This is a genomic window from Aeromonas sp. 6P, from assembly GCF_051919525.1.
GTDB lineage: Bacteria > Pseudomonadota > Gammaproteobacteria > Enterobacterales > Aeromonadaceae > Aeromonas > Aeromonas veronii.
On the sequence record NZ_JBQBEO010000002.1, the window covers coordinates 1,618,982 to 1,644,939 of the forward strand.

At 58.4% G+C, this 25,958-nt stretch carries 22 protein-coding genes and 1 riboswitch; of the genes, 16 read left to right on the forward strand and 6 right to left on the reverse strand.

The features are described from left to right. Positions 1–97: 97 nt before the first annotated feature. The 8 genes from flgF to mgtE all read left to right on the forward strand — a co-directional run bounded on the left by flgF (position 98) and on the right by mgtE (position 9,595). Positions 98–844: a flagellar basal-body rod protein FlgF gene (gene flgF, locus ACTG2J_RS07735; protein ID WP_005334159.1), complete on the forward strand. Its 747-nt coding sequence runs from the start codon at positions 98–100 to the stop codon at positions 842–844. Positions 845–858: 14 nt separating this feature from the next. After that, a complete protein-coding gene (gene flgG / locus ACTG2J_RS07740) occupies positions 859–1,647 on the forward strand; it encodes a flagellar basal-body rod protein FlgG (RefSeq protein WP_005334158.1) in 789 nt (262 codons plus the stop codon). Between the two features lie 14 nt (positions 1,648–1,661). Next, positions 1,662–2,333 (forward strand): flagellar basal body L-ring protein FlgH, encoded by a 672-nt coding sequence (flgH, locus tag ACTG2J_RS07745; protein WP_005350662.1) that lies wholly within the window; start codon positions 1,662–1,664, stop codon positions 2,331–2,333. Positions 2,334–2,341: 8 nt separating this feature from the next. Beyond that, on the forward strand, positions 2,342–3,439 hold the full coding sequence (locus ACTG2J_RS07750; RefSeq protein ID WP_005350664.1) for a flagellar basal body P-ring protein FlgI: 1,098 nt from the start codon (positions 2,342–2,344) through the stop codon (positions 3,437–3,439). 43 nt (positions 3,440–3,482) lie between these two features. Further along, complete coding sequence (gene flgJ / locus ACTG2J_RS07755; RefSeq protein WP_113738728.1) at positions 3,483–4,556, forward strand: flagellar assembly peptidoglycan hydrolase FlgJ; 1,074 nt, start codon at positions 3,483–3,485, stop codon at positions 4,554–4,556. 3 nt (positions 4,557–4,559) lie between these two features. Then, positions 4,560–6,563: a flagellar hook-associated protein FlgK gene (gene flgK, locus ACTG2J_RS07760; RefSeq protein WP_201990388.1), complete on the forward strand. Its 2,004-nt coding sequence runs from the start codon at positions 4,560–4,562 to the stop codon at positions 6,561–6,563. Positions 6,564–6,567: 4 nt separating this feature from the next. After that, on the forward strand, positions 6,568–7,776 hold the full coding sequence (flgL, locus tag ACTG2J_RS07765; protein ID WP_201990386.1) for a flagellar hook-associated protein FlgL: 1,209 nt from the start codon (positions 6,568–6,570) through the stop codon (positions 7,774–7,776). Between the two features lie 183 nt (positions 7,777–7,959). Next, a riboswitch (M-box (ykoK) riboswitch) is annotated at positions 7,960–8,129 on the forward strand. A gap of 122 nt (positions 8,130–8,251) precedes the next feature. Further along, entirely contained in the window at positions 8,252–9,595 is a 1,344-nt protein-coding gene (gene mgtE, locus ACTG2J_RS07770; protein WP_019446139.1) for a magnesium transporter, read from the forward strand. Between the two features lie 60 nt (positions 9,596–9,655). On the opposite strand, the gene ppx is transcribed toward mgtE, so the two are convergent. The 3 genes from ppx to ACTG2J_RS07785 form a co-directional block, all read right to left on the reverse strand. Beyond that, entirely contained in the window at positions 9,656–11,146 is a 1,491-nt protein-coding gene (ppx, locus tag ACTG2J_RS07775; RefSeq protein WP_439988812.1) for an exopolyphosphatase, read from the reverse strand. Continuing rightward, positions 11,136–13,205, reverse strand: coding sequence for a polyphosphate kinase 1 (ppk1, locus tag ACTG2J_RS07780; protein WP_005350671.1), 2,070 nt, complete (start codon positions 13,203–13,205; stop codon positions 11,136–11,138). The genes ppx and ppk1 overlap by 11 nt, the downstream gene beginning before the upstream one ends. A 74-nt stretch (positions 13,206–13,279) precedes the next feature. After that, complete coding sequence (locus ACTG2J_RS07785; protein ID WP_088869422.1) at positions 13,280–13,795, reverse strand: glycine cleavage system protein R; 516 nt, start codon at positions 13,793–13,795, stop codon at positions 13,280–13,282. 196 nt (positions 13,796–13,991) lie between these two features. Between ACTG2J_RS07785 and ACTG2J_RS07790 the strand changes: the two genes are divergently transcribed. The 5 genes from ACTG2J_RS07790 to ACTG2J_RS07810 all read left to right on the forward strand — a co-directional run bounded on the left by ACTG2J_RS07790 (position 13,992) and on the right by ACTG2J_RS07810 (position 19,944). Next, positions 13,992–14,870, forward strand: a complete 879-nt coding sequence (locus ACTG2J_RS07790; protein WP_162628329.1) for a DUF2726 domain-containing protein — start codon at positions 13,992–13,994, stop codon at positions 14,868–14,870. A 268-nt stretch (positions 14,871–15,138) separates the two neighbouring features. Then, positions 15,139–16,560, forward strand: a complete 1,422-nt coding sequence (locus ACTG2J_RS07795) for a sigma-54 dependent transcriptional regulator (RefSeq protein ID WP_162628355.1) — start codon at positions 15,139–15,141, stop codon at positions 16,558–16,560. 106 nt (positions 16,561–16,666) lie between these two features. Further along, positions 16,667–17,701, forward strand: coding sequence for a sensor histidine kinase (locus tag ACTG2J_RS07800; protein WP_118853617.1), 1,035 nt, complete (start codon positions 16,667–16,669; stop codon positions 17,699–17,701). Then, positions 17,698–19,041, forward strand: a complete 1,344-nt coding sequence (locus ACTG2J_RS07805; RefSeq protein ID WP_043823348.1) for a sigma-54-dependent transcriptional regulator — start codon at positions 17,698–17,700, stop codon at positions 19,039–19,041. The genes ACTG2J_RS07800 and ACTG2J_RS07805 overlap by 4 nt, the downstream gene beginning before the upstream one ends. A gap of 141 nt (positions 19,042–19,182) precedes the next feature. Continuing rightward, positions 19,183–19,944 carry a Nif3-like dinuclear metal center hexameric protein gene (locus ACTG2J_RS07810; protein ID WP_118853618.1) on the forward strand — a complete coding sequence of 254 codons (762 nt, stop codon included), beginning with the start codon at positions 19,183–19,185 and terminating at the stop codon, positions 19,942–19,944. 109 nt (positions 19,945–20,053) lie between these two features. On the opposite strand, the gene purN is transcribed toward ACTG2J_RS07810, so the two are convergent. Next, positions 20,054–20,692 (reverse strand): phosphoribosylglycinamide formyltransferase, encoded by a 639-nt coding sequence (purN, locus tag ACTG2J_RS07815; protein ID WP_113738723.1) that lies wholly within the window; start codon positions 20,690–20,692, stop codon positions 20,054–20,056. Then, the gene (gene purM, locus ACTG2J_RS07820; RefSeq protein WP_021231046.1) at positions 20,689–21,726 is read right to left on the reverse strand and encodes a phosphoribosylformylglycinamidine cyclo-ligase; all 1,038 of its coding nucleotides are present in this window, start codon (positions 21,724–21,726) and stop codon (positions 20,689–20,691) included. Before purM ends, purN begins: the two co-directional genes overlap by 4 nt. A 177-nt stretch (positions 21,727–21,903) precedes the next feature. Between purM and upp the strand changes: the two genes are divergently transcribed. The 3 genes from upp (at position 21,904) to hda (ending at position 24,504) form a co-directional block, all read left to right on the forward strand. Next, positions 21,904–22,530, forward strand: coding sequence for a uracil phosphoribosyltransferase (gene upp / locus ACTG2J_RS07825; RefSeq protein ID WP_005334115.1), 627 nt, complete (start codon positions 21,904–21,906; stop codon positions 22,528–22,530). Positions 22,531–22,680: 150 nt separating this feature from the next. Then, positions 22,681–23,700 (forward strand): DUF2066 domain-containing protein, encoded by a 1,020-nt coding sequence (locus ACTG2J_RS07830; RefSeq protein WP_113738722.1) that lies wholly within the window; start codon positions 22,681–22,683, stop codon positions 23,698–23,700. Between the two features lie 102 nt (positions 23,701–23,802). Beyond that, a complete protein-coding gene (hda, locus tag ACTG2J_RS07835; RefSeq protein ID WP_013723920.1) occupies positions 23,803–24,504 on the forward strand; it encodes a DnaA inactivator Hda in 702 nt (233 codons plus the stop codon). A gap of 105 nt (positions 24,505–24,609) precedes the next feature. Here the strand turns inward: hda and aceA are convergent, their stop codons facing one another. After that, a complete protein-coding gene (gene aceA, locus ACTG2J_RS07840) occupies positions 24,610–25,923 on the reverse strand; it encodes an isocitrate lyase (protein ID WP_113738721.1) in 1,314 nt (437 codons plus the stop codon). Between the last annotated feature and the right edge of the window lie 35 nt (positions 25,924–25,958).

The following is a 25,958-nucleotide window of genomic DNA, read 5'->3' on the forward strand; positions in this document are numbered from 1 at the left end:
TTCTGTCGCATTCCCATCCTCCTATCCCCCATATCTCTGCTGTTGGCACTCTAATTGCATTTCTCCTGTCAGAGTCATCTGTTTGACGGAGAATTCCATGGATCACCTGCTTTATATCGCCATGTCCGGGGCCAAAGAGACCATGAACAGCCTGGCTGTTCGGGGCAACAACCTCGCCAATGCCAATACCACCGGCTTCAAGTCAGATTTTGAGCAGGCGAGAAGCATGCAGGCGTTCGGAGAGGGCTTGCCAAGCCGGGTGTTTGCCATGGCTGAGCGCCCGGGGCAGAACCTGCAGCATGGCATGCTGATGACCACCGGACGGGATTTGGACGTGGCGGTGGATGGTCCTGGCTGGATTGCCGTGCAGGATCCCAAGGGCGGTGAGGCCTATACCCGCATGGGGAATTTGCAGGTCAATGCGACCGGCAATTTGCAGACCTCGACCGGTCTGAATGTGGTGGATGACGGTGGTCAGCCCATCGTGTTGCCGATGCCGATGGAGAAACTCGAGATCAATCGGGATGGCACCATCAGCGGCCGTCCGGAAGGGGCTGCTGCCAATTTGCCGGAGGATTTCCAGCGGATCAAGCTGGTCAACCCTGCCGCCGATGCGGTGGAGAAGGGCCAAGATGGTCTGTTTCGCCGCAAGGATGGTCAGAATGAACCCGCCTCTGCCAATGTCGGTCTGATTGCCGGCTCCCTTGAGGGGAGCAACGTCAATGTGGTGGATGAGATGACCAACCTGATCCGGCTGCAACGCCAGTTCGAAACTCAGGTCAAAATTATGAAGACGGCCGAAGAGAATGATGAAGCTCAAACCCAACTGCTGCGAATCAGCTAATCAAGGAGTTACCTATGAATCCCGCACTCTGGATCAGCAAGACCGGGTTGGATGCACAGCAGACCAATATTTCGGTCACCTCGAACAACCTGGCGAACGCCAGCACCGTGGGCTTCAAAAAGTCACGGGCCATCTTTGAAGATCTGCTGTACCAAAACATCAATCAGCCCGGTGGCCGCTCCTCTGCCGATACCGAGCTCCCCTCCGGCTTGATGCTGGGGGCGGGTGCCAAGGTGGTGGCGACCCAGAAAAACCACAGCCAGGGTAACGTACAAACCACTGACAACTCGCTCGATTTGATGATCAGTGGTCGTGGCTACTTTGAAATTCAGCTGCCGGATGGCAGTGCGGCCTATACCCGCAACGGTCAGTTCACCCTCAACGATGAAGGGACCATAGTGACCCCGGGTAATGGCTACCCGCTGCAACCGGAAATCCAGATCCCGGAAAATGCCCAGAGCGTGACGGTGGGTGAAGATGGCCAGGTCTCGGTGCAGCTCAAGGGCGATGGCGCTTCTCAGGTGGTCGGTCAGATCAACATCTCCGACTTCGTCAACGCCAGCGGCTTGCAGCCGATGGGGGAGAACATGTTTGTCGAGACCCAATCCAGTGGTGCTGCCGCTCAGGGGACTGCCGGTGCCGATGGCTTGGGGGTGATCAAGCAGGGGATGCTGGAGACTTCCAACGTCAACGTGACCGAAGAGCTGGTGAACCTCATTCAGGCTCAGCGGGTCTACGAGATGAACTCCAAGGTGCTCTCCGCCGTGGACGGCATGATGTCCTTCCTGATCCAGCGTACCTAATTAGGAGGCGCATGATGAAAGCTGTATGGATGCTGGGATTGTTGGTGCTGGGAGGGTGTAGCAGCACTCCCAATACGCCCAAGCCTGATGATCCCGAGTTTTCCCCCGTCTACGGGGAGTCGGAGCCGGTGTCGGTGCGACCGACAGGGGCGATTTTCCAGCCGGATCAGGTCAATGGCATCTATTCGGATATCAAGGCACACAAGGTAGGCGACATCATTACCATCGAGTTGTCGGAGTCGACCTCCGCCTCGAAAAAGGCCAATACCCAGAGTGGCAAGAATAACAAGTTCAATCTGGACCCGGTCAAGTTGGGTGGCGTGCCCGTGACCGCCAGCCCCTATGATCTCTCAGCCTCCATTGCTCAAGACAGCGCGTTCAAGGGCCAGGCCAAGGCGGATCAGAGCAACAGCCTGCAGGGCAATATTTCGGTCAGCGTGGCCAAGGTGCTGCCCAACGGCAATCTGGTGGTGCGTGGTGAGAAGTGGATCATGCTCAACAATGGCAATGAATATATCCGGATCACCGGCCTTATTCGCCCGGAGGATGTGACATCTGATAACAGCGTTTCGTCCCAGAAAGTGGCTAATGCCCGCATTTACTACGGTGGTACCGGCGATCTGGCCAATAGCCAGGAGCAAGGGTGGCTTACCAGCTTTTTCAATGGTCCCTGGTGGCCGCTCTAGGAGATGTTATGAAGTCACTCCGTCTTGTCACTCTGCTCTGCTGTCTGCTGCCCTTGGGCGTGGCCAATGCGGCCCGGATCAAGGACATCAGCTCGGTTGAAGGGGTGCGTAACAACCAGCTGATTGGTTACGGTCTGGTGGTGGGGTTGCCCGGCACTGGCGAGAAGAACAACGCCTTCACCGAGCAGACCTTCCGTACGATGCTCAACAACTTTGGCATCAAGGTGCCGGATAACATCAAGCCCAAGATCAAAGATGTGGCGCCGGTGGCGATCCATGCCGACCTGCCCCCCTTCTCCAAGCCGGGCCAGACCATCGATGTGACGGTCTCTGCCATCGGCGAGGCCAAGAGCCTGCGGGGCGGCACTCTGCTGCAAAGCTTCCTGAAAGGGCTCGATGGCCGGGTTTATGCGGTCGCGCAGGGCAGTCTGGTGGTCGGTGGTCTGGGGGCCGAGGGGGCTGATGGTTCCAAGGTAGTGATCAATACCCCGACCGTCGGGCGGATTGCCAACGGTGCGACCGTGGAGCGGGAGGTGCCCAACTCCTTCAGTCAGGGTGACACTATCACCTTCAACCTTAACCGCCCCGACTTTACTACGGCGCGCCGTCTGGCCGATGTGGTCAACGATCTGGTGGGGCCCAATACCGCTCAGGCGCTCGATGCCACCTCGGTCAAGGTCTATGCCCCGCGGGATCCGGGTCAACGCGTCTCCTATCTCGCCACCATCGAGAATCTGGAGGTGGATCCGGCCAACGAGGCGGCCAAGATCATCGTCAACTCCCGCACCGGCACCATAGTGATCGGCAGTCAGGTCAAGCTCAAACCGGCGGCCATCAGCCACGGCGGGTTGACGGTGACCATCGCCGAAAACCAGCAGGTCTCCCAGCCCAACCCGTTGGCGGGAGGAGAGACGACGGTGACCAACAACTCGACCATCAATGTCCAGCAGGAGCCGGGGCGGATGTTCAAGTTTGATACCGGTGCGACCCTGGACGATTTGGTCCGGGCGGTCAATCAGGTCGGGGTTGCCCCGGGTGATTTGATGGCCATCCTTGAGGCGCTGCAGCAGGCAGGCGCCATCGAGGGGCAACTGGTCATATTGTAACAAGCGGCAAGTGGTTGCCACGGGTGGCAATGAGGTAAGCAAAATGGCGGAGTTTGACAGCAACAGCGGCATGAATCTCGGGATGGTACAGGACATCAAGAACCTGGATCGTCTGCGCCAGATGAGCCAAAGCAAAGAGGGGCAGGCCGAAGCGCTCAAGAGTGCGTCACGCCAGTTCGAGTCAATCTTTACCCAGATGCTGTTTCAGAGCATGCGTCAGGCCAACGGAGTGTTGACTCAGGACAACCCGATGAACAGCAGCTATACCCAGTTCTATGAAGGGATGCTGGATGAGCAGCGAGTCGCCGACATGTCCAGCAAGGGGGGGCTGGGATTGGCTGACATGGTGGCCAAACAGCTCTCTCCCGAGACCTTTACCCATCAGGATGGACGGGTGCTCAAGATGCCGCAGCGCACCGAAAGGACCTACAAACCCTATCAGCCACCCACGGCCGCAGCAGATGATTTGATCTCGGCATCAAAAGTTGGCAAAGATTTTGCTGAAAAAGAGATGACTGAGGGGGTCAAGGAGAGCCATGCACTCACTATGCCCCGTCGACCGCACCGCAGCATTCCGCCCATGGGACGCATGGCCAGCGAAGAGGGCAGTGTCACCGGTAGTGGGGGCAAAGAGTTCGATACGCCGGAAGAGTTCGTCAATCGCCTGATGCCGCTTGCCAAGAAAGCGGCCGACAAGTTGGGGTTAAGCCCGGCGGTACTGGTCGCTCAGGCGGCACTGGAGAGCGGTTGGGGCAAGCGGGTGATCAAGGATGGCGAGGGGCAGGTGACCCATAACCTGTTTGGTATCAAGGCCGATCCGCGCTGGGAAGGGCCCAAGGCGGTGGTCAGCACGCTCGAGTATGAGCAAGGCGTCGCCTCCCGCCAGAAAGCGGCATTTCGCTCCTATGAGTCGTTTGAAGAGAGCTTCAATGACTACGTAGACTTCCTCACTTCCGGCTCTCGCTACAAGGGAGCCCTGGCGAAGGTGGATAGTCCTGATCGCTACTTTGAGGCGCTGCAACAGGCGGGTTATGCCACCGACCCGCACTACGCCAGAAAATTGAAACAGGTATTGCGCAGTGATGCCATTGCCCAATACCACGAGATGGAGCTGTAACGTATGGCAAGCGACCTGCTTGGGATTGGTTCATCGGGCGTGCTGGCACAGCAACGCCTGCTGCAGACCACCAGTAACAACATAGTGAACGTCAATAGCCAGGGCTATGTGCGTGAGCGTACGCTGGTGTATACCAATACCATCGGTCTTGGGACCGGTGACATCAAGACCCAGCGGGTGATCAATGACTATATGCAGGGGGAGGTGCGCCGTGATACCTCCGCCTATCATGCCTCCCTGACCCATTATGAACAGCTGGCTGGCGTTGACAGCTTGCTTGGGGATACCAGCAACAGCGTGGGGGCAGCCATCACCTCCTACTTCAAGTCATTTCACTCTGCCAATGAATCGCCTGCCGAGATCGGTGGGCGCAAGGTGGTGATGACGGAGTTGAGTGGCATGGTCAACCGTTTTCATACTCTCTCGGCACAGCTCGACAAGCAGAGCGATACCCTCAATACCCGCATTGAAGATGAAACCAAGCAGGTCAACAGCCTGCTCACCAGCATCAATGATCTTAATCAGGCCATCATCCGCACCCAGGGGTCACCCGAAGAGAACCTGATGCTGTTTGATCAGCGGGATGAGGCGATCCGCCAGCTGTCGGAGAAGATGGATATTCGTACCGTAGCCCAACCCAACGGCAGCATGCTGGTCAATATGAGCACCGGCCATTCGCTGATCCTCGATGGGGGCGTCGCCCAGTTCAAGGTGATTGCAGGAGATCCTGACTCCCGAGATCAGGAGCTGCAACTGACTCTGGGGGATAATCAGGCAACCATCGACCACGATACGTTTGGTGGCGCCATGGGGGGGCTGTTCAAGGCGCGTACCGACCTTGAGCCTACCAAGCGCGAACTGGGGCAGCTGGCCGTGGCGATGGCCGATGCGATGAACCAGCAGAACCGCCTCGGGATGGATCTGGATAACGAGATTGGCGGCGATATTTTCACCCTGCCTACCAGCAAGGGCTTACCCTATGGCAATAACACCGGGACGGTCGGGGCGAATGTCAGCTTCGTGCCGGGCAAGGGGACATCAGTGACTCCGTTTGATTACGAAGTGCGCTTTAGCAGTGCTACCGGTTATGAGGTGTTCTCGCTCGACAAGTCTGGCAATCGTACCTTGATCACAGCGGGGGCTACCCCACCAACAACCTTTGAACTGACTGGGCACGGGATCTCGATCGATCTCACCGGCACGCCGGCTGCGGGTGACAAACTGTTGCTGCAACCCACCAAAAGTGCGGCCGCCGGTCTGGGTCAGCTGATCACCCGACCGGAAGATTTGGCCCTGGCCTCTCCGCTTAAAGCGGAAAAGACCACCAATAATGGCGGCGGGGCGGATATCAAACTGGGTGGCGTATTCAATACAGGTGTGGGGTCAGGTTTTGGTACCAATAGTCTGAGCCCGACAGCGCCTCAGGTGGTCAAAATCGATGCCAGTGGTAACTATCAGGTGTTTCAAGCCGATGGCACTACCCTGATTGGCACTGCCCCTGCGAGCAGCAAAGGGCAAAACCTGATGTCTGCGATCGTCAACCCTTTCCCCGCCGGAGCCGCAGTCTATGCCAACCCGAAACAGGCGCCAGGCTACGAGTTCAGCATCACCGGAACGGTGGATGCCGGTGACAGCTTCAAGCTCAGTTACAACAGCAATGGCTTTGCCGATAACAGCAATGGCCTGGTTCTGGCCGAGCTGCAAAACAAGGATCTGGTGCGCAAGAGCACCAATGGTGGGACGACCAACGACAAGATGACCTTCAATCAGGCCTATTCCGGGTTGGTGATGGAAGTGGGCAACAATACCAGTCAGGCAAAAACGCTGCTCAAGGCCAATGAGTCCAAGCTTATCCAGAGCACCGGCATTTTTGAAAGCGTGTCTGGGGTCAATCTGGAGGAGGAGGCGGCCAATCTGATCCGCTTCCAGCAATCCTATGCGGCATCGGCGCAAATCGTCAGCACGGCCAAAACCATTTTCGATACACTGCTCTCTTCCGTGAGGTAACGTCATGCGCATCACCACCAACATGATCTACGACCGGAATATCTATTCCCTCAACAGTGCCAACGAGCGGTTGAATACTGCCTATCAACAACTGCAAACCGGCAATAAATTTCAGACAGCCGGAGAAGATCCCGCAGGGATGAGTCAGAAGATGGCACTGACCAAGGAGATTGACCTGTTCAAGCAGTACAGTGTCAATGGCAGCTTGCTGGAAAACAGCCTGGGGCATGAAGAGACAGTATTGGATTCTCTTAATACGGCGATGCTCAGTGCCCAGACCCTGATCCAGAAGTCAAATAATGGCGCTATCAGCATGGATGATCGCAAGGCCATCGCCAGCGAGCTTGAAGGGTTGCAGCAGCAGATGTTCGACCTGATGAATAGCAAAAACTCATCGGGTGAATTTATATTTGGTGGCAATCAGAGCAAGACCCAGCCATATATAAAAGACGTCAACGGAAAATATATTTATCAGGGTGATCCAGGTCAGCGAAATATTCAGGTCTCACCCACAGTACAAATCGCTGCCAATGATTCCGGGCAGGATCTGTTTGAAATCGTGGCGACCAGAAGAACCGCCAGTGCAACCACAGCAAATATCAATGTCGGGATAGGCGATCAGGGTAACTTTGATAATTTCTATAAGTCCAATTATAACTCGGCACTGCCCAACAACACTTATACCGTATCAACCACCATAGGCCCGCCAGATACCTATGATATCAAGGATGCCGGTGGCAATACGTTGCAAACGGGTAACTACACTGCTGGCACCAAGATCCCTTTCAATGGGTTGGAGTTGACCCTTGATTTGCCTGCAGGTGGTGCGGCTCAGCAGTTTGATCTTAATCCACCGAAGAATGACAACATATTGAATGGTATGTCGGACTTTATTACGGCTCTGCGAGATCCGGCTATTTCTGCCGAGACCTTCGAGCAGAAAATAGCCGATGCCACCGTTCATATGAAAAATGCCCGCCTGAATATCGATCATGGGTTGGGTGAGTTGGGCGGCCGGATGAATAGTCTGGAACAGGCTATGGGCTCCAATGAGGGATTGAGTACCCTCAACGCCGAGGCGAGAGCCAAGGTGTCGGAAGCGGATCTCTATGAAGTGATTTCCGCTCTGTCAAAAGAGGATGCGGCATTGAGTGCCTCGCAACTCTCTTTCAGCAAAATAAGCCGTCTGACGCTATTTGACTATATTCGCTAATTAAAGAAGGGCCCCTTTGGGGCCTTTGCTTTTGTCCAGACTATGGAAATTGGTTCCGTGTCATCTCCTGCCAATTGTAACAAGCTGTTGCCGTTGCCCATTTAATGGGAGCTGCGGGGTTGACCTCCCAGCGGGATTGGATAATCATGCCGCCCGCACAACAGAGGGTTGTGCGAATTATTTGCAGCATCTCGTTAGGCGAGGCTCCTGTATAAACACAGGCCACTGATCTCACGACGTCCAGAGACGCCCAAGATCAGGACAGTTTTCATCGGATTAAGGTGTAAACCCAAGTGGCTTCCGGCATGCCGGATACGTTATACAGTGCTAAAGCTGGTACGTGGGGATGATGACACGCCGAACGGCGTCATTTCCTGCCTATTACTCGTCAATCAAATTGCTGTTTTCTTGTCGTTGCATCCGGCTATTTTCGGAGGCATTCAGGCTCGCCTGAAATCACATGAGGATATCTGTGATGAAGAAAACACATACCATTCTTAACCGTCACCAACTGCTCGATCTGGCCGCCCTGCAGGGTTGGCTGGAACATAATCTGGATCCGGTTCAGCGCGCCGATCAACTGCTGACCCTGCGTCCGGAAGAGCTCAACTGCATCTTTGATACCCTGCCAATTCCGCAAGGTGCCGAACTGCTCGGCTCACTCTCGGCCGAGAGTGCCGGGCGCCTGTTGCAGCGGCTCCATGGCAGCATCGTCAGCGTGTTGCAGGAGGCCATTCCCCGCCGCGAGATGGTCGCCATCCTGCGCAAACTGGGTCGTCAGGATCGAACCATGTTGCTGGCTCGCTTCCCGACCCAGGCGCAGGCCATGTATTACTCCCTGCTGGATTGGCCCACCGAGTCGGTGGGTGCCAACATGCGCCACGAATATCTGGCGGTGCGGGAGGAGGACACGGTCGGTCACGCCAAACAGCTGATCCACGATGCCTGGGACAATGCCCAGCTGTTTCGCCATATTTATGTGGTCAACGGGGATGGTCGTCTGCAAGGAAGCCTCTCCCTCAAGACCTTGCTGATCGCCGACCCGCTGGCCAGTGTCGCGACCCTGATGGATCGGGAGACGGTGCGGATCAACGCCCGAGCCGATCAGGAGCTGGCAGCGCGCCTGCTCATCGACCGCGACCTGTCGGTATTGCCTGTCGAGGATCAGGGGCGACTGGTCGGTATTTTCCACGTCGATGATGCTGCGGATATTCTGGAGCTCGAATCCACCGAGGATGCCGAGATGCAGGGTGGCTCCTCGCCACTCGATACTCCCTATCTGCAGGCGACTCCCTGGCAGCTGTGGCGCAAACGGGTGGGCTGGCTGCTCATCCTGTTTGTGGCGGAAGCCTACACCGGCACCGTGCTGCGGGCATTCGAGGAGCAGCTGGAAGCGGCTATCGCGCTGGCCTTCTTTATTCCGCTCCTGATCGGTACTGGCGGTAACAGCGGCACCCAGATCACCACCACCATAGTACGTGCCATGGCGGTCGGGGAGGTGAGTCTGCGCAATCTCGGCACAGTGCTGAAAAAGGAGCTCTCCACCGGTCTGCTCATCTCGGGTGCCATTGCCATGGCGGCCTGGGTACGGGCATGGAGTCTCGGCGTCGGTCCCCAGATTGGCATGGTGGTGACCTTTACCATCATCGCCATCGTGCTCTGGAGTGCTACGGTCGCATCCATTATTCCCATGGTGCTGCGTCGTTTCCGCATCGATCCGGCGGTGGTCTCTGCGCCATTCATCGCGACACTGGTGGATGGCACCGGCCTTATCATCTACTTCGAGATGGCCAAGTGGTTGCTGCCCGAGTTGCAGTAACGGGTAGATTGATATGAAAAAGGCAGCCATTGGGCTGCCTTTTGCATTTATCTTTCCGGTTTAGCCGAGCTGGAACAACAGTGGCCAGCCCTGCTCCTGACAGTAGCGGTGCTCCTTCTCCAGATTTTGCATCAGGAGACGGTTCTCCTCGCACCAGTCGATCGGCAGGGTCACGACCAGCTGATCCCCTTGCACTGCGACTTTCCACTCAGGCAGCAGGTTGTCCTGCCGCTTGTGGTGAGCGGCGACTGCGAGGCGCAGGATTCGGATGCAGCGCAGCACCGTCTGCATGTCGTGGTTGGGTAGGGGCGGCAGCTCGGAGAGCTTGAGCCCCTTGCGCTGAAAGCGTACCAGCGCAGCCAGCAGCGCCTGATCGTCCTGGTTGAAGCCGGGCAGGTCGGTGTGTTGCAGGATATAGGCGGAGTGGCGATGAATGCCGCTGTAGTTGATGGCAAGGCCAATTTCGTGAAGCCGGGCCGCCCAGCCGAGGATGGCTCGATAGGGCTCTACTTCCATCTGCCAGGGCTCTTGCAGGGCATCGAACAGCGTCAGCACGCTCTGCTCCACCCGGGCGGCTTGTTTGCGGTCCATCCGGTAGTGGGTACCGAGCGCCTGTGCGGTGCGTTCGCGAATATCGTGGTGCTGCAAGCGCTCCTCGAACTCATACAGCAATCCTTCGCGCAGCGCACCATCGGAGTAGTCGAGCCGCTGGATGGGCAGCGAAGTAAACAGCCCGAGCAGGATGGCGACCGCAGCGGCAAACACCTCCTGACGCTCCTCGGTAAGCCCGACCAGTTTGAGGTTATCGACTCGCTTGCGCTCAATCATCAGCGCCTTGAGCCGCTCCAGCCCCTCCAGCGTAATACTGCCATCGGTCAGCCCCTCACCTTGCAGCACGTCGCGCACGGTACGAATGGAGCCTGAGCTGCCAAGGCAGCTCTGCCAGCCCAGCTTGCGGTACTGGTTGACGATGGGGGCGAGCTGGTGCTGCGCCTCCAGCACGGCATTGGTGAAGTGCTTGTCGCTCAGCTTGCCGCTGGCAAAGAAGCTCTGGGTAAAGCTGACGCAGCCCATCTTGCGACTGGTAAGGGCCTTGTGTTCAAACCCTTCACCGATGATGAGCTCCGTGCTGCCGCCACCGATATCGATCACCAGTACCTGGCCCTCGATATGCTGGGTATGGGCAACCCCCTGATAGATGAGCCGTGCTTCTTCCTGCCCGCTGATGATCTCGATGGGGTGGTTGAGCACCTTGGCTGCTTCACTCACAAATTCGCGCGCGTTGCTGGCCCGGCGCAATGTGTAGGTACCTGCGATGCGGATCTGGTCCGGTTTGATATTGGTGAGGCGCTCAGCAAACAGCGAGAGGCAGGCGAGGCCGCGTTCCATCGCCTCCGGGCTCATCCGCTTCTGCTCATCCATCCCTTCCGCCAGACGCACCCGCTCTTTGATGCGATCGACGATGCGAAAACGCCCTTCGCTCAGATGGGCGATCACCATATGAAAACTGTTGGAGCCGAGATCCACGGCGGCATAGAGACTATTGTCCATTGTTTGACTCGATACGTTTGAGATAGTCGTAAATCGCCACCTGAGAGCGGATCTTGCGGCGGTTGCCCCGCTTCACATACTCGTTCTGCTGGTCGGCATCAATGACCCGCGCCTTGCAGGTATCACTCAGTTGTAGTTCGAGAATGTCCATGATGCGCTGCTTGAGGCGCTCGTCATAAATGGGGGTGCCCACCTCAATACGGCCGTCGATATTGCGGCTCATCCAGTCGGCGCTGGAGATATAGAGCTGGGGGTTGCCCTTGTTGTGGAACACCATCACCCGAGGGTGCTCGAGGAAGCGGTCGATGATGCTGATCACCTTGATGTTGTCACTGAGACCTGGCACACCCGGGCGCAGGGCGCACATGCCACGGATGATCATCTGGATCGGTACTCCCGCCTGCCCGGCGGCATAGAGGCGGTTGATGAGATCCTTGTCCACCAGATTGTTGATCTTGAGGATGATACCGCTCGGCTGGCCCGCCTTGGCGTTGGAGAGCTCGTTGTCGATGAGGCGATAGAGCTGACGGCGGCTGTTGATGGGGGAGACCAGCAGGTGGTTGAATTTGTAACGCTTATAGGGGTACTCGATGTATTCAAATACCCCTTCCACTTCGGCGGTGATATCCGGATTGCGGGTCAGCAGCGAGAAGTCGGTGTAGATCTTGGCGGTCTTCTCGTTGAAGTTCCCGGTGCCGATATGGGCGTAGCGCACCGCCTCGCCATTTTCGTGGCGGGTGATGAGGCAGAGCTTGGAGTGGATCTTGAGGCTCGGTACCCCGAACACCACCTTGACCCCGGCATCGGTAAGGATGTTGGCCCAGTCGATGTTGGCCGCCTCGTCGAAACGGGCGCGCAGCTCGACCACCACGGTCACCTTCTTGCCGTTGTTGGCGGCATCAATGAGGGAGTGGATGATCCGCGACTTCTTGGCCACCCGATAAATGTTGATGCGAATGGCGCTGACCGCCGGGTCGAACGCCGCCTGGCGCACCAGCTCGGTGAAGTGGTGGAACTTGTGATACGGGTAGTAGAGCAGGATATCCTGCTTGGTAATCGCATCGAAGGCGTTGACGAAGCCGTCAAAATCGCGGCAATCGAGGGCCGGCAGCTTGGGGTTTTCCAGATAGTCACGGCCCACGTTGGGGAAGCCGATGAAATCCTTGAAGTTGTGATAGCGTCCACCCGGCATGATGGCGTCGTAGGAGCTGATCTGCAGCTTGAGCTTGAGGAAGCTTATCATGGCGGCGGGCATCTCCCGCTCGTAGACGAAGCGCACCGGCATGGCGGTGAGGCGCTGCTTCAAGCCGTCACTCATCTTGTCCACCAGGCTCAAGTCCAGCTGGTCGGAGAGATCATATTCGGCATCCCGGGTCAGCTTCACCGCATAAGCGGCAATCTCGTCGTAGTCGAAGAAGCCTTTGAAGATCTCGTCGAGGCAGAAGCGGATGACGTTATCAAGAATGATGATCTGCTTCTTGCGGCGGGTCCCTTCCGGCGGCAGCTGGAAGAAGCGGGGCAGGTCGTCGGTCGGCACTTCCACCAGAGCGTACTGGATCACCTGACCGTTCTTCTTCATCTCGATGGCCAGATAGGTGTACTCATCCTTGAGGAATTTGACCGGATTAACCTCTTTGTTGAGCAGGATCGGGATGATGTGGCGCAGCACCTTCTCCTTGAAGAAGACCCGCAGCCACTTCTGAATGGCATCTGAGAGCTGGTTCTCGTTGACCAGAAAGATGTTGTGGCGGGCCAGCGCAATCAACAGCTCTTTATAGGTGTTGTCGAACGCTTCACCGAGCGCCATCACTTTTTGCTGGATGGCGCGCAGCAGCACTTTCGCTTCATCGTCGCCACCATGTACTTCATTGATGAGGATGCGACGCTTGACGTCCGATACCCGTACCTTGAAGAACTCATCCTGGTTGGAGGAGAAGATCCCCAGAAAACGAACCCGCTCGATAAGGGGCACCGTCTTGTCCATTGCCTCTTGCAACACCCGTTCATTGAATGAGAGCCAGCTCAGCTCTTTCTCTTCATACTGCTTGTCGGTGCTCATCTTGTGCCTCTGTTTCAGGTCGCGTCTGCGCGGCAGTTATGGCGTTAATATATGACAAATAAATGACAGTATTGTTACTGCTCGCTGAACGCTTCGTCGATGTCGACCACCAGATCGTCGGAGAGGGATTCCAGCGCGGTGATAAGCGTATCCATCGCGAGCCCGTCGGGCAGGGCAACCAGCGCATGGGCATAGAAGAGCGGGGCGCCGGAGTGGGGAGCCGGTTCACAGCCAGTGGTGAGATCGGCCACGTTGATCTCGAGCTGGCGCAGGATGCTGGCTACTTCATGGACGATACCGGGGCGGTCGTTGCCGGTCACCGTCATCATGACTTGATGGGCTGGCTCGGTGGTAGGTGTCCCTTCGGCAAAGCTGATGGTCAGATCCGGTAGAAGGGCTAGTGCTTCGCACAGGCTGCGATAGTGCTCATCGGGGACAGAGACATGGAGGATACCGGCAAACTGGCCCGCCAGTTCGCTCATGGCGCTGCCCAGCCAGTTACCCTGCTCGCGGCTGATGACTGCTGCCAGACTCTCGACAATCCCGGGTTTGTCTGCACCGATCACGGTGACCACCAATTGCTTTTGCATCCTGCTCTCCTTGAAATGGGATTTTGTGCTCTATCCCTATTGTGCCTGCTGGGGCTGGTCATATGAACCCCCGCCTGCTGACAAATAGATAAAAAGACGGGACTTTTCACTTTCTATACACGGGTCTGCTGCCTTGCTCCGTGGCGGCTGTGGTAAAGTGATTCCCCTTTCGTGTCGTGAACTGGATCGTGCTCTCATGAATACCCTTGTCCTATCGGGATTGTTGTTGCTGGCGCTGCTTGTGCTGGCGATCTTCTGGAGCAGAGGCAGACAGCAAAAGCGCCTGCCCTATGATATGCAGGAGACCCTGTTCAGTCCCGCCGAGCGATCCTTCCTCGGGGTGCTGGATCTGGCGGTGGGTGACAAGGCCCGGGTCTTTGCCAAGGTGCGGGTGGCCGATGTGCTGACGCCGCAGGCCGGGATCGGCAAAAGCAAATGGCAGCAGTACTTCAACAAGATCAGCGCCAAGCATTTCGACTATCTGCTTTGCCACCCCGCTGATCTCTCCTTTATCTGTGCCATCGAACTCGATGACAGCTCCCACCGTCACCAGAAGCGCAAGGCGCGGGATCTCTTTCTGAAAACCGCCTGCGACAGCGCCGGACTGCCGTTGCTGCAGATCCCGGCAAGTGCCAGCTATCTGGTGGAAGAGCTGCGCGAACAGATCCTGCCGCTGCTGGTCAAAACCAGCGAACCCTTGATCGACGATCTGCTGCACGGGGCGCGCCGCGAGCCGACGTTCAACCCTCTGCTGCTGGACGGCGTGGATGTCAGTGCCGGAATGCGTGGCCGCACTCCCCATGCCGAGGCGATCTCGCCCGCGCCATTTCACGAGCCCGCCATTAAGGCCAAGGGGATGGTGGAGGCGCCACAGAGTGAGGGGGAGCTGGTCGATGGCTTGTTCGCCGATGTAGAGGATGATGAAGAGCATGAAGTGCACCACTGCCCTCGTTGTGATGCGCCGCTGGTGGAGCGGGAGGCGAAAAAAGGCCCCCACGCCGGTCGACTCTTTCTGGCTTGCAGCCGTTTCCCCGAGTGTCGTTACGCGGCGCCGCACCACCATAATCGCCACTGAATGCGCTTCACCGTGTCCCATGCTGCCCTCTGACGAGGGCAGTTTTCTTTCCGCTATTGGCGGCGTTTGTTAACGGCGCCAATGCAGAAAATTCCTCGGCAAAATTTATCTAATCTCCCGTTTCTGTCGATACACTTAGCCTGAATACGACAATTTTTGACAATGCGTCGGAATTTTGGCACTTTGTGTGCCAGCAAAAAGACAGTCGGTAGCTGTTTTATCATTAAATAAAACAATAAGTTAGTTCAGGACATCGCGAGGAATGGATATGGTGGAGATGGGGGTGTTGATTGTTGATGCCGATGCGCAGCGGCGCCAACAGTTGGGAACCGTGCTCTCGTTTATGGGGATCCCGTGGCAGGAGGTGGCACAAAGCGATCTGGATGTAGCCATCGAATCCTCCGGTCCGCTGCAAGGGGTGCTGGTGGGTGAGCTGACCGACCGTCCCTTGTCAGAGCTGCTGGCCGCCTTCCCCCGTACCCCCTTCCTCTCGCTGGTTGAGGCCGATCTGCCCAACAGCAACTTTATCGGGGTCGCGATCTCGCCCTTTACCTATGAATCCCTTACTCGTCATCTGCACTTCTGTCAGGCCTTTGTATCCTTGCATCCCCGTCAGCAGACCCATGACAAGGGGCAGGCCCTGCTGCGTTTGCTGGTGGGCAAAGGGAAGGGGATCCAGGAGGTACGCCGCCTCATCAGCCAGGTGGCCGAGACCGATGCCAACGTGCTGATCCTCGGCGAGTCCGGCACTGGTAAAGAGGTGGTGGCGCGCGCTATCCATGAACTCTCTTCCCGCAGCAGTGGCCCCTTCGTGCCCATCAACTGCGGCGCTATTCCGGCCGAATTGCTGGAGAGCGAACTGTTTGGCCACGAGAAGGGGGCGTTTACCGGTGCCATCGCGGCTCGTCGCGGTCGCTTCGAGCTGGCGCAGGGGGGCACCCTGTTCCTCGACGAGATCGGCGATATGCCGATGCCGATGCAGGTCAAACTGCTGCGGGTGCTGCAGGAGCGGTTGTTCGACCGGGTCGGTGGCGGCAAGCCCATTCAGGCCGATGTGCGCATCATCGCGGCGACCCACCGGGATCTGGAGGCGATGATCCGCACTCAGGGTTTTCGTGAAGATCTCTACTACCGCCTCAACGTCTTCCCCATTGAGACGCCGCCGCTGCGGGATCGCATCGATGACATCCCGCTGCTGCTGCAGGAGCTGCTCAACCGCCATGCCGAGCAGCACCATGGCTTTATCCGGTTGACCCAGCGGGCGCTGGAGTCACTGATGCAGTACCCCTGGCCCGGCAACGTGCGCGAGCTATCCAATCTGCTGGAGCGACTGTTGATCCTCTACCCACACCAGATTGTCGATGTGGCCGATCTGCCGAGCCGTTATCGCCTGCTGCCGAGTGAGCCGCGGGATGAGCGGCTGACCGAGATGGATGAACGGGATGCGTTGGCGGCGGTGTTTCAGGATCCGCCCGAGCTGGATCACTCCCTCGCCTCGGCTCGTACCATGCAGTTGCCGGAGGAGGGGGTCAACCTCAAAGAGATGCTGGCCGACCTCGAAGTCGAGCTGATCCGTCAGGCGCTGGAGTCTCAGGACGGGGTGGTGGCCCGCGCCGCCGATCTGCTCGGCATGCGCCGTACCACCCTGGTGGAGAAGATGAAAAAGTACGGGATGAGCAAGGACGTCTGAGGGTCAAAGCCTTGACGCTAATGCGCAATTCATTGTTTTACTTCATGTAATTTAGTGGCATGGAAATTGAATGACCTGACCCAATAGCCAGTTTGAGGTCAGGTTTATGACAATCCAGCAGCAGGACATGCCACTCCAGTCCCACGAAGTGAGCCAGCTCTATGCCATCTTCAAGGCGCTCCCCACCGGGGTGTTGCTGCTTGACGGGGCAGGGGTGGTCACCCGCGCGAATCCGGCGGCCATCTCCCTGCTGGGGGAGCCGCTGGAAGGGGAGCTCTGGCGCCACATCATTGCCCGCTGCTTCGAGCCGCGCGAGGATGATGGCCACGAGATCTCCCTGCGTGACGGGCGCCGGGTGCAGCTATCGACCCAACCGCTGCCGGATCAGCCCGGCCAGCTGGTTTTTATCAATGACCTGACCGAAACCCGTAAACTGCAAGACCGCATAAACCACATGAAGCGGCTGTCGGCGCTGGGCAATATGGCGGCCTCGCTCGCCCACCAGATCCGCACGCCGCTCTCCGCTGCCATGCTTTATGCCGCAAACCTGGCCAACCGCACCCTCAAACCGGAATCCCGCACTCAGTTTCAGCAAAAGCTGATGGCCCGTTTGCAGGATCTGGAGAAGCAGATCAACGACATCTTGCTGTTTGCCCGCAATGGCGACAATCAGGTGGTCACCCCCATCTCGGTACAAGGGCTGCTGGCCGAAGTGCAGGCCGGTGCCGAGGCCTTTTGCCAGCAGCAGGGCTGCGAGCTGCACATGGAGGCGCCGGAGCCCGATCTCTGTCTGCTGGCCAACAGCAGTGCGCTGGCGGGGGCCATCAACAACCTGATTGCCAATGCCCAGCAGGCAGGGGCTACGTCACTCTTGGTCAGCGCGGTGCGCAGCGGTGCCCGGGTGGAGATGCGGGTCATCGATAATGGCAAGGGGATCCCTTCCCATCAGCTCGGTCAGGTATTCGAACCCTTCTTTACCACTCGCTCCCAAGGCACTGGTCTCGGACTGGCGGTGGTGCAATCTGTAGTGCGTGCCCATCAGGGGGAGGTCGGTGTGGCCTCGGTTCCCGGTGAAGGCACCTGCTTTACTCTGTCGTTCCCCCTGCACCAGCAAACGGTGCAGCTTGGAGGTGTAGCATGACACAGGCCAGGATCCTGGTAGTTGAAGATGACAATGGCCTGCGCGAAGCGCTGGTGGATACCTTGTTGCTCGGCGGTTATGAGTGCCGTGAAGCGGACAGCGGCGAGCGGGCTCTGCTGGCCCTCTCCCGTCAGCCGTTTGACATGGTGATCTCCGATATCCAGATGGGGGGGATGGACGGCCTCACCCTGCTGGCCACCATTCGCCAGCAATATCCGCAGATACCTGTGCTGCTGATGACCGCCTACGCCAATATCGATGGCGCAGTGCGCGCCATGCGTGAAGGGGCCATCGACTATCTGGCCAAGCCGTTCTCGCCGGAGGTGCTGCTTAATCAGGTCAGCCGCTATGTGCCCGCCCAGAAGGTGGAGAAGCGCGCCGTGGTTTACGGGGATCCCAAAACTGCCGAGCTGTTCCAGTTGGCGACCCGGGTGGCCAGAAGCGAAGCGACCGTGATGGTGAGCGGCCCGAGCGGGACGGGTAAAGAGGTGCTGGCCCGTTACATTCACGACAACTCCAGCCGCGCCGAGCAGCCCTTCGTCGCCATCAACTGCGCCGCCATTCCAGAAAACATGCTGGAGGCGACCCTGTTTGGCTATGAGAAGGGAGCTTTTACCGGCGCGGTGCAGGGGTGCCCGGGCAAGTTCGAACAGGCGCAGGGGGGGACCCTGCTGCTCGACGAGATCACCGAGATGGATCAGGGGTTGCAAGCCAAATTGCTGCGGGTACTGCAGGAGAAAGAGGTGGAGCGGCTCGGCAGTCGCAAGATGATCCCGTTGGATGTGCGGGTCATCGCCACCAGCAATCGGGATTTGAAAAAAGCGGTGCAGGATGGCCTGTTCCGCGAAGATCTCTACTATCGCCTCAACGTCTTCCCGCTGCGCTGGTCTGCCCTCTGTGAGCGGCCCGGCGACATTCTGCCGCTGGCGGAGCACCTGCTGGCCCTCCATGCCAGTCAGCAGGGGCTGCCGACACCACAGTTGACGGATGCCTCGCGGGAACGGCTGCTGGCTCACCCCTGGCCCGGCAACGTGCGGGAGCTGGACAACGTGGTACAGCGGGCCCTGATCCTCAGCCCCGACGGGGTCATTGATTGTGACCACCTCATTCTGGAAGAGCTGGACGAGCAGGAGATGGAGTTTGTCAGCGTGGAGCGCAGCTATGGTGGCGATCGCCTCGGCAGCGAGCTCAAGCAGCAGGAGCACCAGATCATCCTCGACACCCTGCAAGATTGTAACGGCAGCCGCAAGGCGGTGGCCGACCGACTCGGCATCAGCCCGCGCACCCTGCGCTACAAGCTGGCCCAGATGCGGGAGGCGGGGATCGATCTGCCAGCCTGAGGCCGGGAGGGAAACCGCACTGTGTGGGGGCTGTCATGGTCTTGACGGCCCGGCTCGATTATCATGGGGCCCTTGGCGCTTTGAGCCTGGGCCCTGTTTTTATTGGTAAAGCAGGGGACCGAGCCTTAATAAGGGACCCCTATGATCTCTCATCGAAAACTCGAAACCGTACTGAATCATCTGCTCGAACCGCACGCCATCAAGGATTATTGCCCCAACGGCTTGCAAGTGGAGGGGCGTGAGCGCATTCGCAAGGTAGTGACCGGTGTCACCGCCAGTCAGGCGCTCATTGACGCGGCGGTGGCTGCCGAGGCCGATGCCATTCTGGTCCATCACGGCTACTTCTGGAGCGGTGAACCGGCCCAGATCACCGGCATGAAGCAGCGTCGGCTCAAGACCCTGCTGACCCACGATATCAACCTGTTTGCCTACCATTTGCCGCTGGATGTCCATCCCGAGGTGGGTAACAACGCCCAGCTAGCCAAGCTGCTCGACATCAAGGTACGCCGCGGCCTGGAGCCGTGGAACAGCAAGAGCGTCGCCATGGTGGGCAAGCTGGAAGAGCCGATGAGCGGCGCCGACTTTGCCAAACTGATTGCCGAGCGCCTTGGCCGCGAACCACTCTATTGTGGCGACAGCGGCCCCGAGCTTATCCGTTCCGTGGCCTGGTGCACCGGTGGCGGTCAGAGCTACATCAATCTGGCGGCGGAGCAGGGCATCGATGCCTTTATCTCCGGTGAAGCCTCCGAGCAGACCATTCACACCGCTCGCGAGATGGGGATGCACTTCTACGCCGCTGGCCATCACGCTACCGAGCGTTACGGCGTCAAGGCGCTGGGGGAGTGGCTGGCGACCGTGCACGGGCTGGATGTGACCTTTATCGATATCGACAATCCGGTGTAGGGTCGCTTGGCCGAGTAATCCGACCTAACCGCTGCCATCGTGCGGTAGGTAGAAATGACAAGGGAGGCCTAAGCCTCCCTTGTTGTATCTGACATGCAGTTGTTAGCTGTTACTCGCAGGCGTAACCAGCGGGGCCCAGCAGGGCGCCATCCAGTTGCACGGCGCCATCTACCATCTGCAGCCTGCCTTCGCAGAACCAGCGTACCACCAGCGGGTAGATGCTGTGCTCCTGCGCCTGTACTCGTGCCGCTACCTCGTCCGCCGTGTCCCCTTCAAAGATGGGCACGCGGGCCTGCAGGATCACCGGGCCCCCGTCCAGCTCTTCGGTGACAAAGTGGACGCTGGCGCCGTGTTCACTGTCACCGGCATCTATGGCGCGCTGGTGGGTGTGCAGGCCCTGATACTTGGGCAGCAGGGAGGGGTGGATATTGATCATCCTGCCGGCGAAATGTCGCACCAGATCGCCGCTCAATATCCGCATAAACCCGGCCAGCACCACCAGATCCGGCTGATAGTCTGCCATCAGCGCCAGCAGGGCGGTGTCATACTCCTCCCGGCTGGCAAACTGCTGCTGGGCCAGAATGGAGGTCGCCACGCCAGCTTCTTTGGCGCGAACCAGACCATAGGCATCGGCCTTGTTGCTTATAACGCCGACCACTTCACCGGCAATCTTGCCGCTGGCGCAGTGGTCGAGGATCGCCTGCAGGTTGCTGCCGCTGCCAGAGATTAGGACGAGGATCCGCATCATTTGATGACGACCTGCTCCTCACCATCTGCTGCCTTGGCGATATGACCGATGTGCCATGCATTTTCACCTTCCGCCTTGAGCAGGGTCAGCGCCTTCTCCAGCTGGTTGGCGGGCAGGGCGATGATCATGCCGACACCGCAGTTGAAGGTGCGATACATCTCGTGACGGGTGACGTTGCCAGCCTGCTGCAGCCAGCTGAACACCGCCGGCCACTGCCAGCTCTGCTCGTCGATCACCGCTTGAGTGTTGGCAGGCAATACGCGGGGGATGTTCTCCCAGAAGCCACCGCCGGTGATATGGGAGAGGGCGTGGATCTCGCACTCCTTGATGAGCTTGAGCACAGGTTTCACATAGATGCGGGTCGGCTCCAGCAGCGCGTTGGCCAGGGTGGTGTCACCCAGCGGCTGATGCACGTCGGCTTTGGAGACTTCCAGAATTTTACGGATCAGGGAGAAGCCGTTGGAGTGAGGGCCGCTGGCGGCCAGGGCGATCAGGGCATCCCCTTCACCGACCTTGCTGCCGTCGATGATTTCGCTCTTTTCCACCACACCGACGCAAAAACCGGCGATGTCGTAGTCTTCCCCTTCATACATACCCGGCATCTCGGCGGTCTCGCCGCCCACCAGGGCACAGCCTGACTGCTCGCAACCGGCACCGATCCCGGTGACCACCGCGGCCGCGGTGTCCACGTCCAGCTTGCCGGTCGCATAGTAGTCGAGGAAGAACAGCGGCTCGGCGCCCTGTACGATCAGGTCATTGACGCACATGGCCACCAGATCGATGCCCACGGTGTCGTGCTTCTTCAGGTCGATGGCCAGCCGCAGCTTGGTGCCCACACCATCGGTACCGGAGACCAGTACCGGCTCCTTGTAGCCCGCAGGGATTTGACACAAGGCCCCAAAGCCGCCAAGACCACCAAGGACTTCAGGACGACGAGTGCGCTTTGACACGCCCTTGATACGTTCAACCAGTGCATTGCCGGCATCGATATCTACGCCAGCATCCTTGTAGCTCAGTGAGGTTTTGTCAGTCACGAGTATTCCCCGTCATGTAAAGAAGTGGAGGGTAAAATTCGGGGCGTATTCTAACAGTGGCGGTGAAAAACCAGAAAGGAAATCGTTTGCGCGTTTTTGCGCGGAAATGCTCTACAAGCGGGGGCTTTTGTTGTATGATTCCGCGATTTTTTTTGCGGCAGGTTAGAGGAGATAATAATGAAAGTCGTTGAAGTCAAACACCCCCTGGTCAAACACAAGATCGGTCTGATGCGTGAAGGCGATATCAGCACCAAGCGTTTCCGTGAACTGGCCAAAGAAGTGGGCAGTTTGTTGACCTATGAAGCTACCTCTGACTTCGAAACCGAGAAGGTTATCATCGATGGCTGGAATGGGCCAGTAGAAGTTGACCAGATCAAGGGCAAGAAGGTAACCGTCGTACCGATCCTGCGTGCCGGTCTTGGCATGATGGATGGCGTGCTGGAGCACATGCCGAGCGCCCGCGTCAGCGTGGTCGGTATCTACCGCGATGAAGAGACCCTGCAACCGGTTCCCTATTTCGAGAAGATCGTCAGCAACATCGAAGAGCGTCTGGCGCTGGTCATCGATCCGATGCTGGCCACCGGCGGCTCCATGATCGCCACCATCGATCTGCTGAAGAAGAAAGGCTGCCAATCCATCAAGGTGCTGGTACTGGTTGCCGCGCCGGAAGGGATCAAGGCGCTGGAAGCCGCTCACCCTGACGTAGAGCTCTACTGCGCTTCTGTCGACCAGGGGCTGAACGAGAAAGGCTACATCGTGCCGGGTCTGGGCGATGCAGGCGACAAGATCTTCGGTACCAAATAAGTTTATGCCTTAACCTGCTTCCCATGTGGAAGGGGTGATCGGAGCCGGCGCATCGCCGGCTCTGCTGTTTGTGGCCGCTTGTGCCAGCCTTGCCGCAGGACGCGCCTTGCCGCTACCATAAGCACACTCTCCCATTTCGAGACTCTGTTCATGTTCAAACGTGTTGTGACCGCCCTCTGCTGCGGCTTGTCATTCATGGCCTCGGCCGCTCAGGTGACCGACCTCTATCAGGGCAAGGCCCCGACCAGTGGCGACATGGTGGCCGCTCAGGGGCAGGCACTGGGTCAGGTGCTGATCAAGGTGACCGGCAAGCGCGACATCCTCACCCAGCCGGTGGTGGTCAAGGCGCTGGCGGCCCCGGGCGACTATGTCAAAAGCTATGGCTATCAGGATCAGGACTCCGTCAAGTATCTGAAAGCCGAGTTCAAGAGTGATAAGGTCAACAGCCTGGTCTCCGAGAGCCAGTTTGCCCTGCTTGGCCCGGCGCGTCCCCAGATGGCGATCTGGCTGGTGGTGGATCAGGGGGAGCGTCGCCTGCTGGCGGATCAATCCAGCGATGGTTGGGCGCAAGCCTTGCGCGAGCAGGCCCAGACGCTGGGGCTACCCATCAGCATTCCGCTGATGGATCTCGATGACAACATGGCGGTCAGTGCCACCGACGTCTGGGGACGCTTTGCCGACCCGATTTTGCAGGCAAGCCAGCGCTATGGCGCCGAGATGGTGGTGTTGGGCAAGCTGACACCGGAAGGTGACAAGTGGAGCATCGATTGGGGACTCTACGGCCCCAAAGCAGCCGGTGAAGTGACCGAGCTGACCCGTGGCAATAGCACCGGCACTCAGGCCGAAGTGGCGCAAGGGTTTACCGATACCCTGGCGGCCTGGTTGGTGAAAAACTACGGTGCCCGCATTTCTGGTCCGGCAACCAGCCAGACCCTGGTGGTAGATGGCCTCTCCGAAGTGGACAGCATGATCGCCGTGCAGAAGATGCTGCAGGGGATGGCCAACGTCAGCAAGGTGGCGATCGGCAAGCTGGAGGGGGACCAGGTCACCTTCAACTTTACCCTGCAAGGGGATCAGGCCGAGCTGGTACGGGCGCTGCAACTTGAGAGTCGTTTGCGCAAGGTTGACGATAATGGCAGCGGTTTGCGTTACCAATGGTCGCAGCCCTGATTTTATAAGGCTTTTGTAGACCGCCCGGCTTGTCCGGGCGGTTCTCTATCTGCCTTTGCGATGATACACTTAGCCACAAATGTCACAGTCAAAGCCCAACGAGTGAAGCAACCGGCACAACTGTCTTTAGCCGTACAACTACCGGATGATGAAACCTTCGTCAGTTTTTATCCCGGCAACAATGCTCATCTGATCACCGCCCTCAAGAATGCGGCCATCGGTCAGGGATCGCCTTTCCTCTATTTCTGGGGAGCCAAGGGATCCGGACGCTCTCATCTGCTCCATGCCACCTGTGCCGAGGTCAATGCCCGCGATGCGGCGGCGGCCTATCTCTCTCTCGATCAGTTTGAACAGCTCGATCCCAGCATGCTCGATGCCCTCGAAAGCCTGCCGCTGGTCTGTCTCGACAGCCTCGAGGCGATCGCCGGCAATGCCGTGTGGGAGCGGGCGCTGTTCGATTTCTACAACCGCTGGCAGGAGAAGGGCGAGGGGACGCTGGTGGTCACCGGCTGCAGCGCACCGCGTAAACTGGGACTGCAACTGCCGGATCTCGCTTCGCGCCTCGACTGGGGTGTCAGTTTCCATCTCGAAGAGCTGGATGATGAAGGCAAGCTCAGTGCCCTGCAGCTGCGCGCCGAGCTGCGGGGCTTCAAATTGCCCATCGATGTGGGCCGCTTCCTGCTCAACCGACTCTCCCGCGATATGCGAACCCTGCTTACCACTCTCAATCAGCTCGACAACGCCTCATTTCGCGCCAAGCGCAAGCTCACCATTCCCTTTGTCAAAGAGATCCTCGAGCTCTGATCCTCTCTGCGGTGTGCGGTTGTGGCCTGACTTTCGTTTGAATTACAGATAAAAAGAAACCCCGGCATCAGGCCGGGGTTTTGCTATTTCAAGGCAGCTCTCTTATTAGTGGAACTGATCTTCTTCGGTGGAGCCGGTCAGGGCTGTGACCGAGGATTGGCCACCCTGAATGACGGTAGTCACCTTGTCGAAGTAACCGGTACCGACCTCCTGCTGGTGCGCCACGAAGGTGTAGCCACGGCTAGCTGCGGCAAATTCCGGCTCCTGCACCATCTCGACGTAGTGCTTCATCCCTTCGCCACGGGCGTACTGGTAGGCCAGTTCGTACATGTGGAACCACATGTTGTGGATACCCGCGAGGGTGATGAACTGGTACTTGTAGCCCATGTCGGAGAGCGCCTGCTGGAAGCGGGCGATGGTGGCATCGTCCAGATTTTTCTTCCAGTTGAAGCTCGGGGAGCAGTTGTAGGCCAGGATGCGATCCGGGAACTTGGCCTTGATTGCTTCGGCAAATTTACGCGCTTCGTCCAGATCCGGCTTGGCGGTTTCACACCACACCATGTCGGCGTAGGGGGCGTAAGCCAGACCGCGAGCGATGGCCTGATCGATACCGGCACGCACTTTGTAGAACCCTTCGGCAGTGCGCTCGCCAGTCAGGAAATCTGCATCGTACGGGTCGGCGTCAGTGGTCAGCAGGTCAGCGGCGTTGGCGTCGGTACGGGCGATCACCAGCGTGGTGGTGCCACACACATCGGCTGCCAGACGGGCGGCAACCAGCTTTTGCACCGCTTCCTGAGTCGGTACCAGCACCTTGCCGCCCATATGGCCGCATTTTTTCACCGATGCCAGCTGATCTTCGAAGTGCACGCCAGCGGCGCCCGCTTCAATCATCCCCTTCATCAGTTCGAAGGCGTTCAGCACGCCACCGAAACCGGCTTCCGCATCGGCCACGATCGGCAGGAAGTAGTCGATAAAGCCCTCATCCTGCGATCCTACCTTGTTGGCCCACTGGATCTGGTCGGCACGGGCGAAGGAGTTGTTGATGCGCTCCACCACGGACGGTACCGAGTTGGCCGGGTAGAGGGATTGATCCGGATACATGGTGGAGGACAAGTTGTTGTCCGCTGCCACCTGCCAGCCGGAGAGGTAGATCGCCTCGATCCCCGCTTTGGCCTGCTGCACCGCCTGACCGCCGGTCAGGGCGCCGAGGCAGTTGACGTAGCCTTTCTTGGCGTCTCCGTGGATCAGGCCCCACAGCTTGTCGGCACCGCGCTGAGCCAGGGTGTGCACCGGCTGCAAGCTGCCGCGCAGGTTCACCACATCTTCGGCGCTGTAGCCGCGTTTGATCCCTTTCCAGCGGGGGTTTTCCGCCCAGTCTTTCTCGATAGCCTGGATCTGTTGCTCACGGGTCAGTGCCATATCAGTTCCCTCTTTCATTGATTTCACGTTTCCAT

Excerpts from the sequence above, each read along its gene's own strand:
- purN (WP_113738723.1), bottom strand. The coding sequence starts at position 20,692 with ATGATGCGGATCCTCGTCCTAATCTCTGGCAGCGGCAGCAACCTGCAG.
- ACTG2J_RS07785 (WP_088869422.1), bottom strand. The coding sequence starts at position 13,795 with ATGCAAAAGCAATTGGTGGTCACCGTGATCGGTGCAGACAAACCCGGG.
- ACTG2J_RS07790 (WP_162628329.1), top strand. The coding sequence starts at position 13,992 with ATGAATACCCTTGTCCTATCGGGATTGTTGTTGCTGGCGCTGCTTGTG.
- aceA (WP_113738721.1), bottom strand. The coding sequence starts at position 25,923 with ATGGCACTGACCCGTGAGCAACAGATCCAGGCTATCGAGAAAGACTGG.
- upp (WP_005334115.1), top strand. The coding sequence starts at position 21,904 with ATGAAAGTCGTTGAAGTCAAACACCCCCTGGTCAAACACAAGATCGGT.
- flgG (WP_005334158.1), top strand. The coding sequence starts at position 859 with ATGAATCCCGCACTCTGGATCAGCAAGACCGGGTTGGATGCACAGCAG.
- flgH (WP_005350662.1), top strand. The coding sequence starts at position 1,662 with ATGAAAGCTGTATGGATGCTGGGATTGTTGGTGCTGGGAGGGTGTAGC.
- flgJ (WP_113738728.1), top strand. The coding sequence starts at position 3,483 with ATGGCGGAGTTTGACAGCAACAGCGGCATGAATCTCGGGATGGTACAG.
- mgtE (WP_019446139.1), top strand. The coding sequence starts at position 8,252 with ATGAAGAAAACACATACCATTCTTAACCGTCACCAACTGCTCGATCTG.
- ACTG2J_RS07810 (WP_118853618.1), top strand. The coding sequence starts at position 19,183 with ATGATCTCTCATCGAAAACTCGAAACCGTACTGAATCATCTGCTCGAA.
- ACTG2J_RS07795 (WP_162628355.1), top strand. The coding sequence starts at position 15,139 with ATGGTGGAGATGGGGGTGTTGATTGTTGATGCCGATGCGCAGCGGCGC.
- ppx (WP_439988812.1), bottom strand. The coding sequence starts at position 11,146 with ATGGACAATAGTCTCTATGCCGCCGTGGATCTCGGCTCCAACAGTTTT.
- ppk1 (WP_005350671.1), bottom strand. The coding sequence starts at position 13,205 with ATGAGCACCGACAAGCAGTATGAAGAGAAAGAGCTGAGCTGGCTCTCA.
- ACTG2J_RS07805 (WP_043823348.1), top strand. The coding sequence starts at position 17,698 with ATGACACAGGCCAGGATCCTGGTAGTTGAAGATGACAATGGCCTGCGC.
- ACTG2J_RS07750 (WP_005350664.1), top strand. The coding sequence starts at position 2,342 with ATGAAGTCACTCCGTCTTGTCACTCTGCTCTGCTGTCTGCTGCCCTTG.
- ACTG2J_RS07800 (WP_118853617.1), top strand. The coding sequence starts at position 16,667 with ATGACAATCCAGCAGCAGGACATGCCACTCCAGTCCCACGAAGTGAGC.
- ACTG2J_RS07830 (WP_113738722.1), top strand. The coding sequence starts at position 22,681 with ATGTTCAAACGTGTTGTGACCGCCCTCTGCTGCGGCTTGTCATTCATG.
- flgF (WP_005334159.1), top strand. The coding sequence starts at position 98 with ATGGATCACCTGCTTTATATCGCCATGTCCGGGGCCAAAGAGACCATG.
- flgK (WP_201990388.1), top strand. The coding sequence starts at position 4,560 with ATGGCAAGCGACCTGCTTGGGATTGGTTCATCGGGCGTGCTGGCACAG.
- flgL (WP_201990386.1), top strand. The coding sequence starts at position 6,568 with ATGCGCATCACCACCAACATGATCTACGACCGGAATATCTATTCCCTC.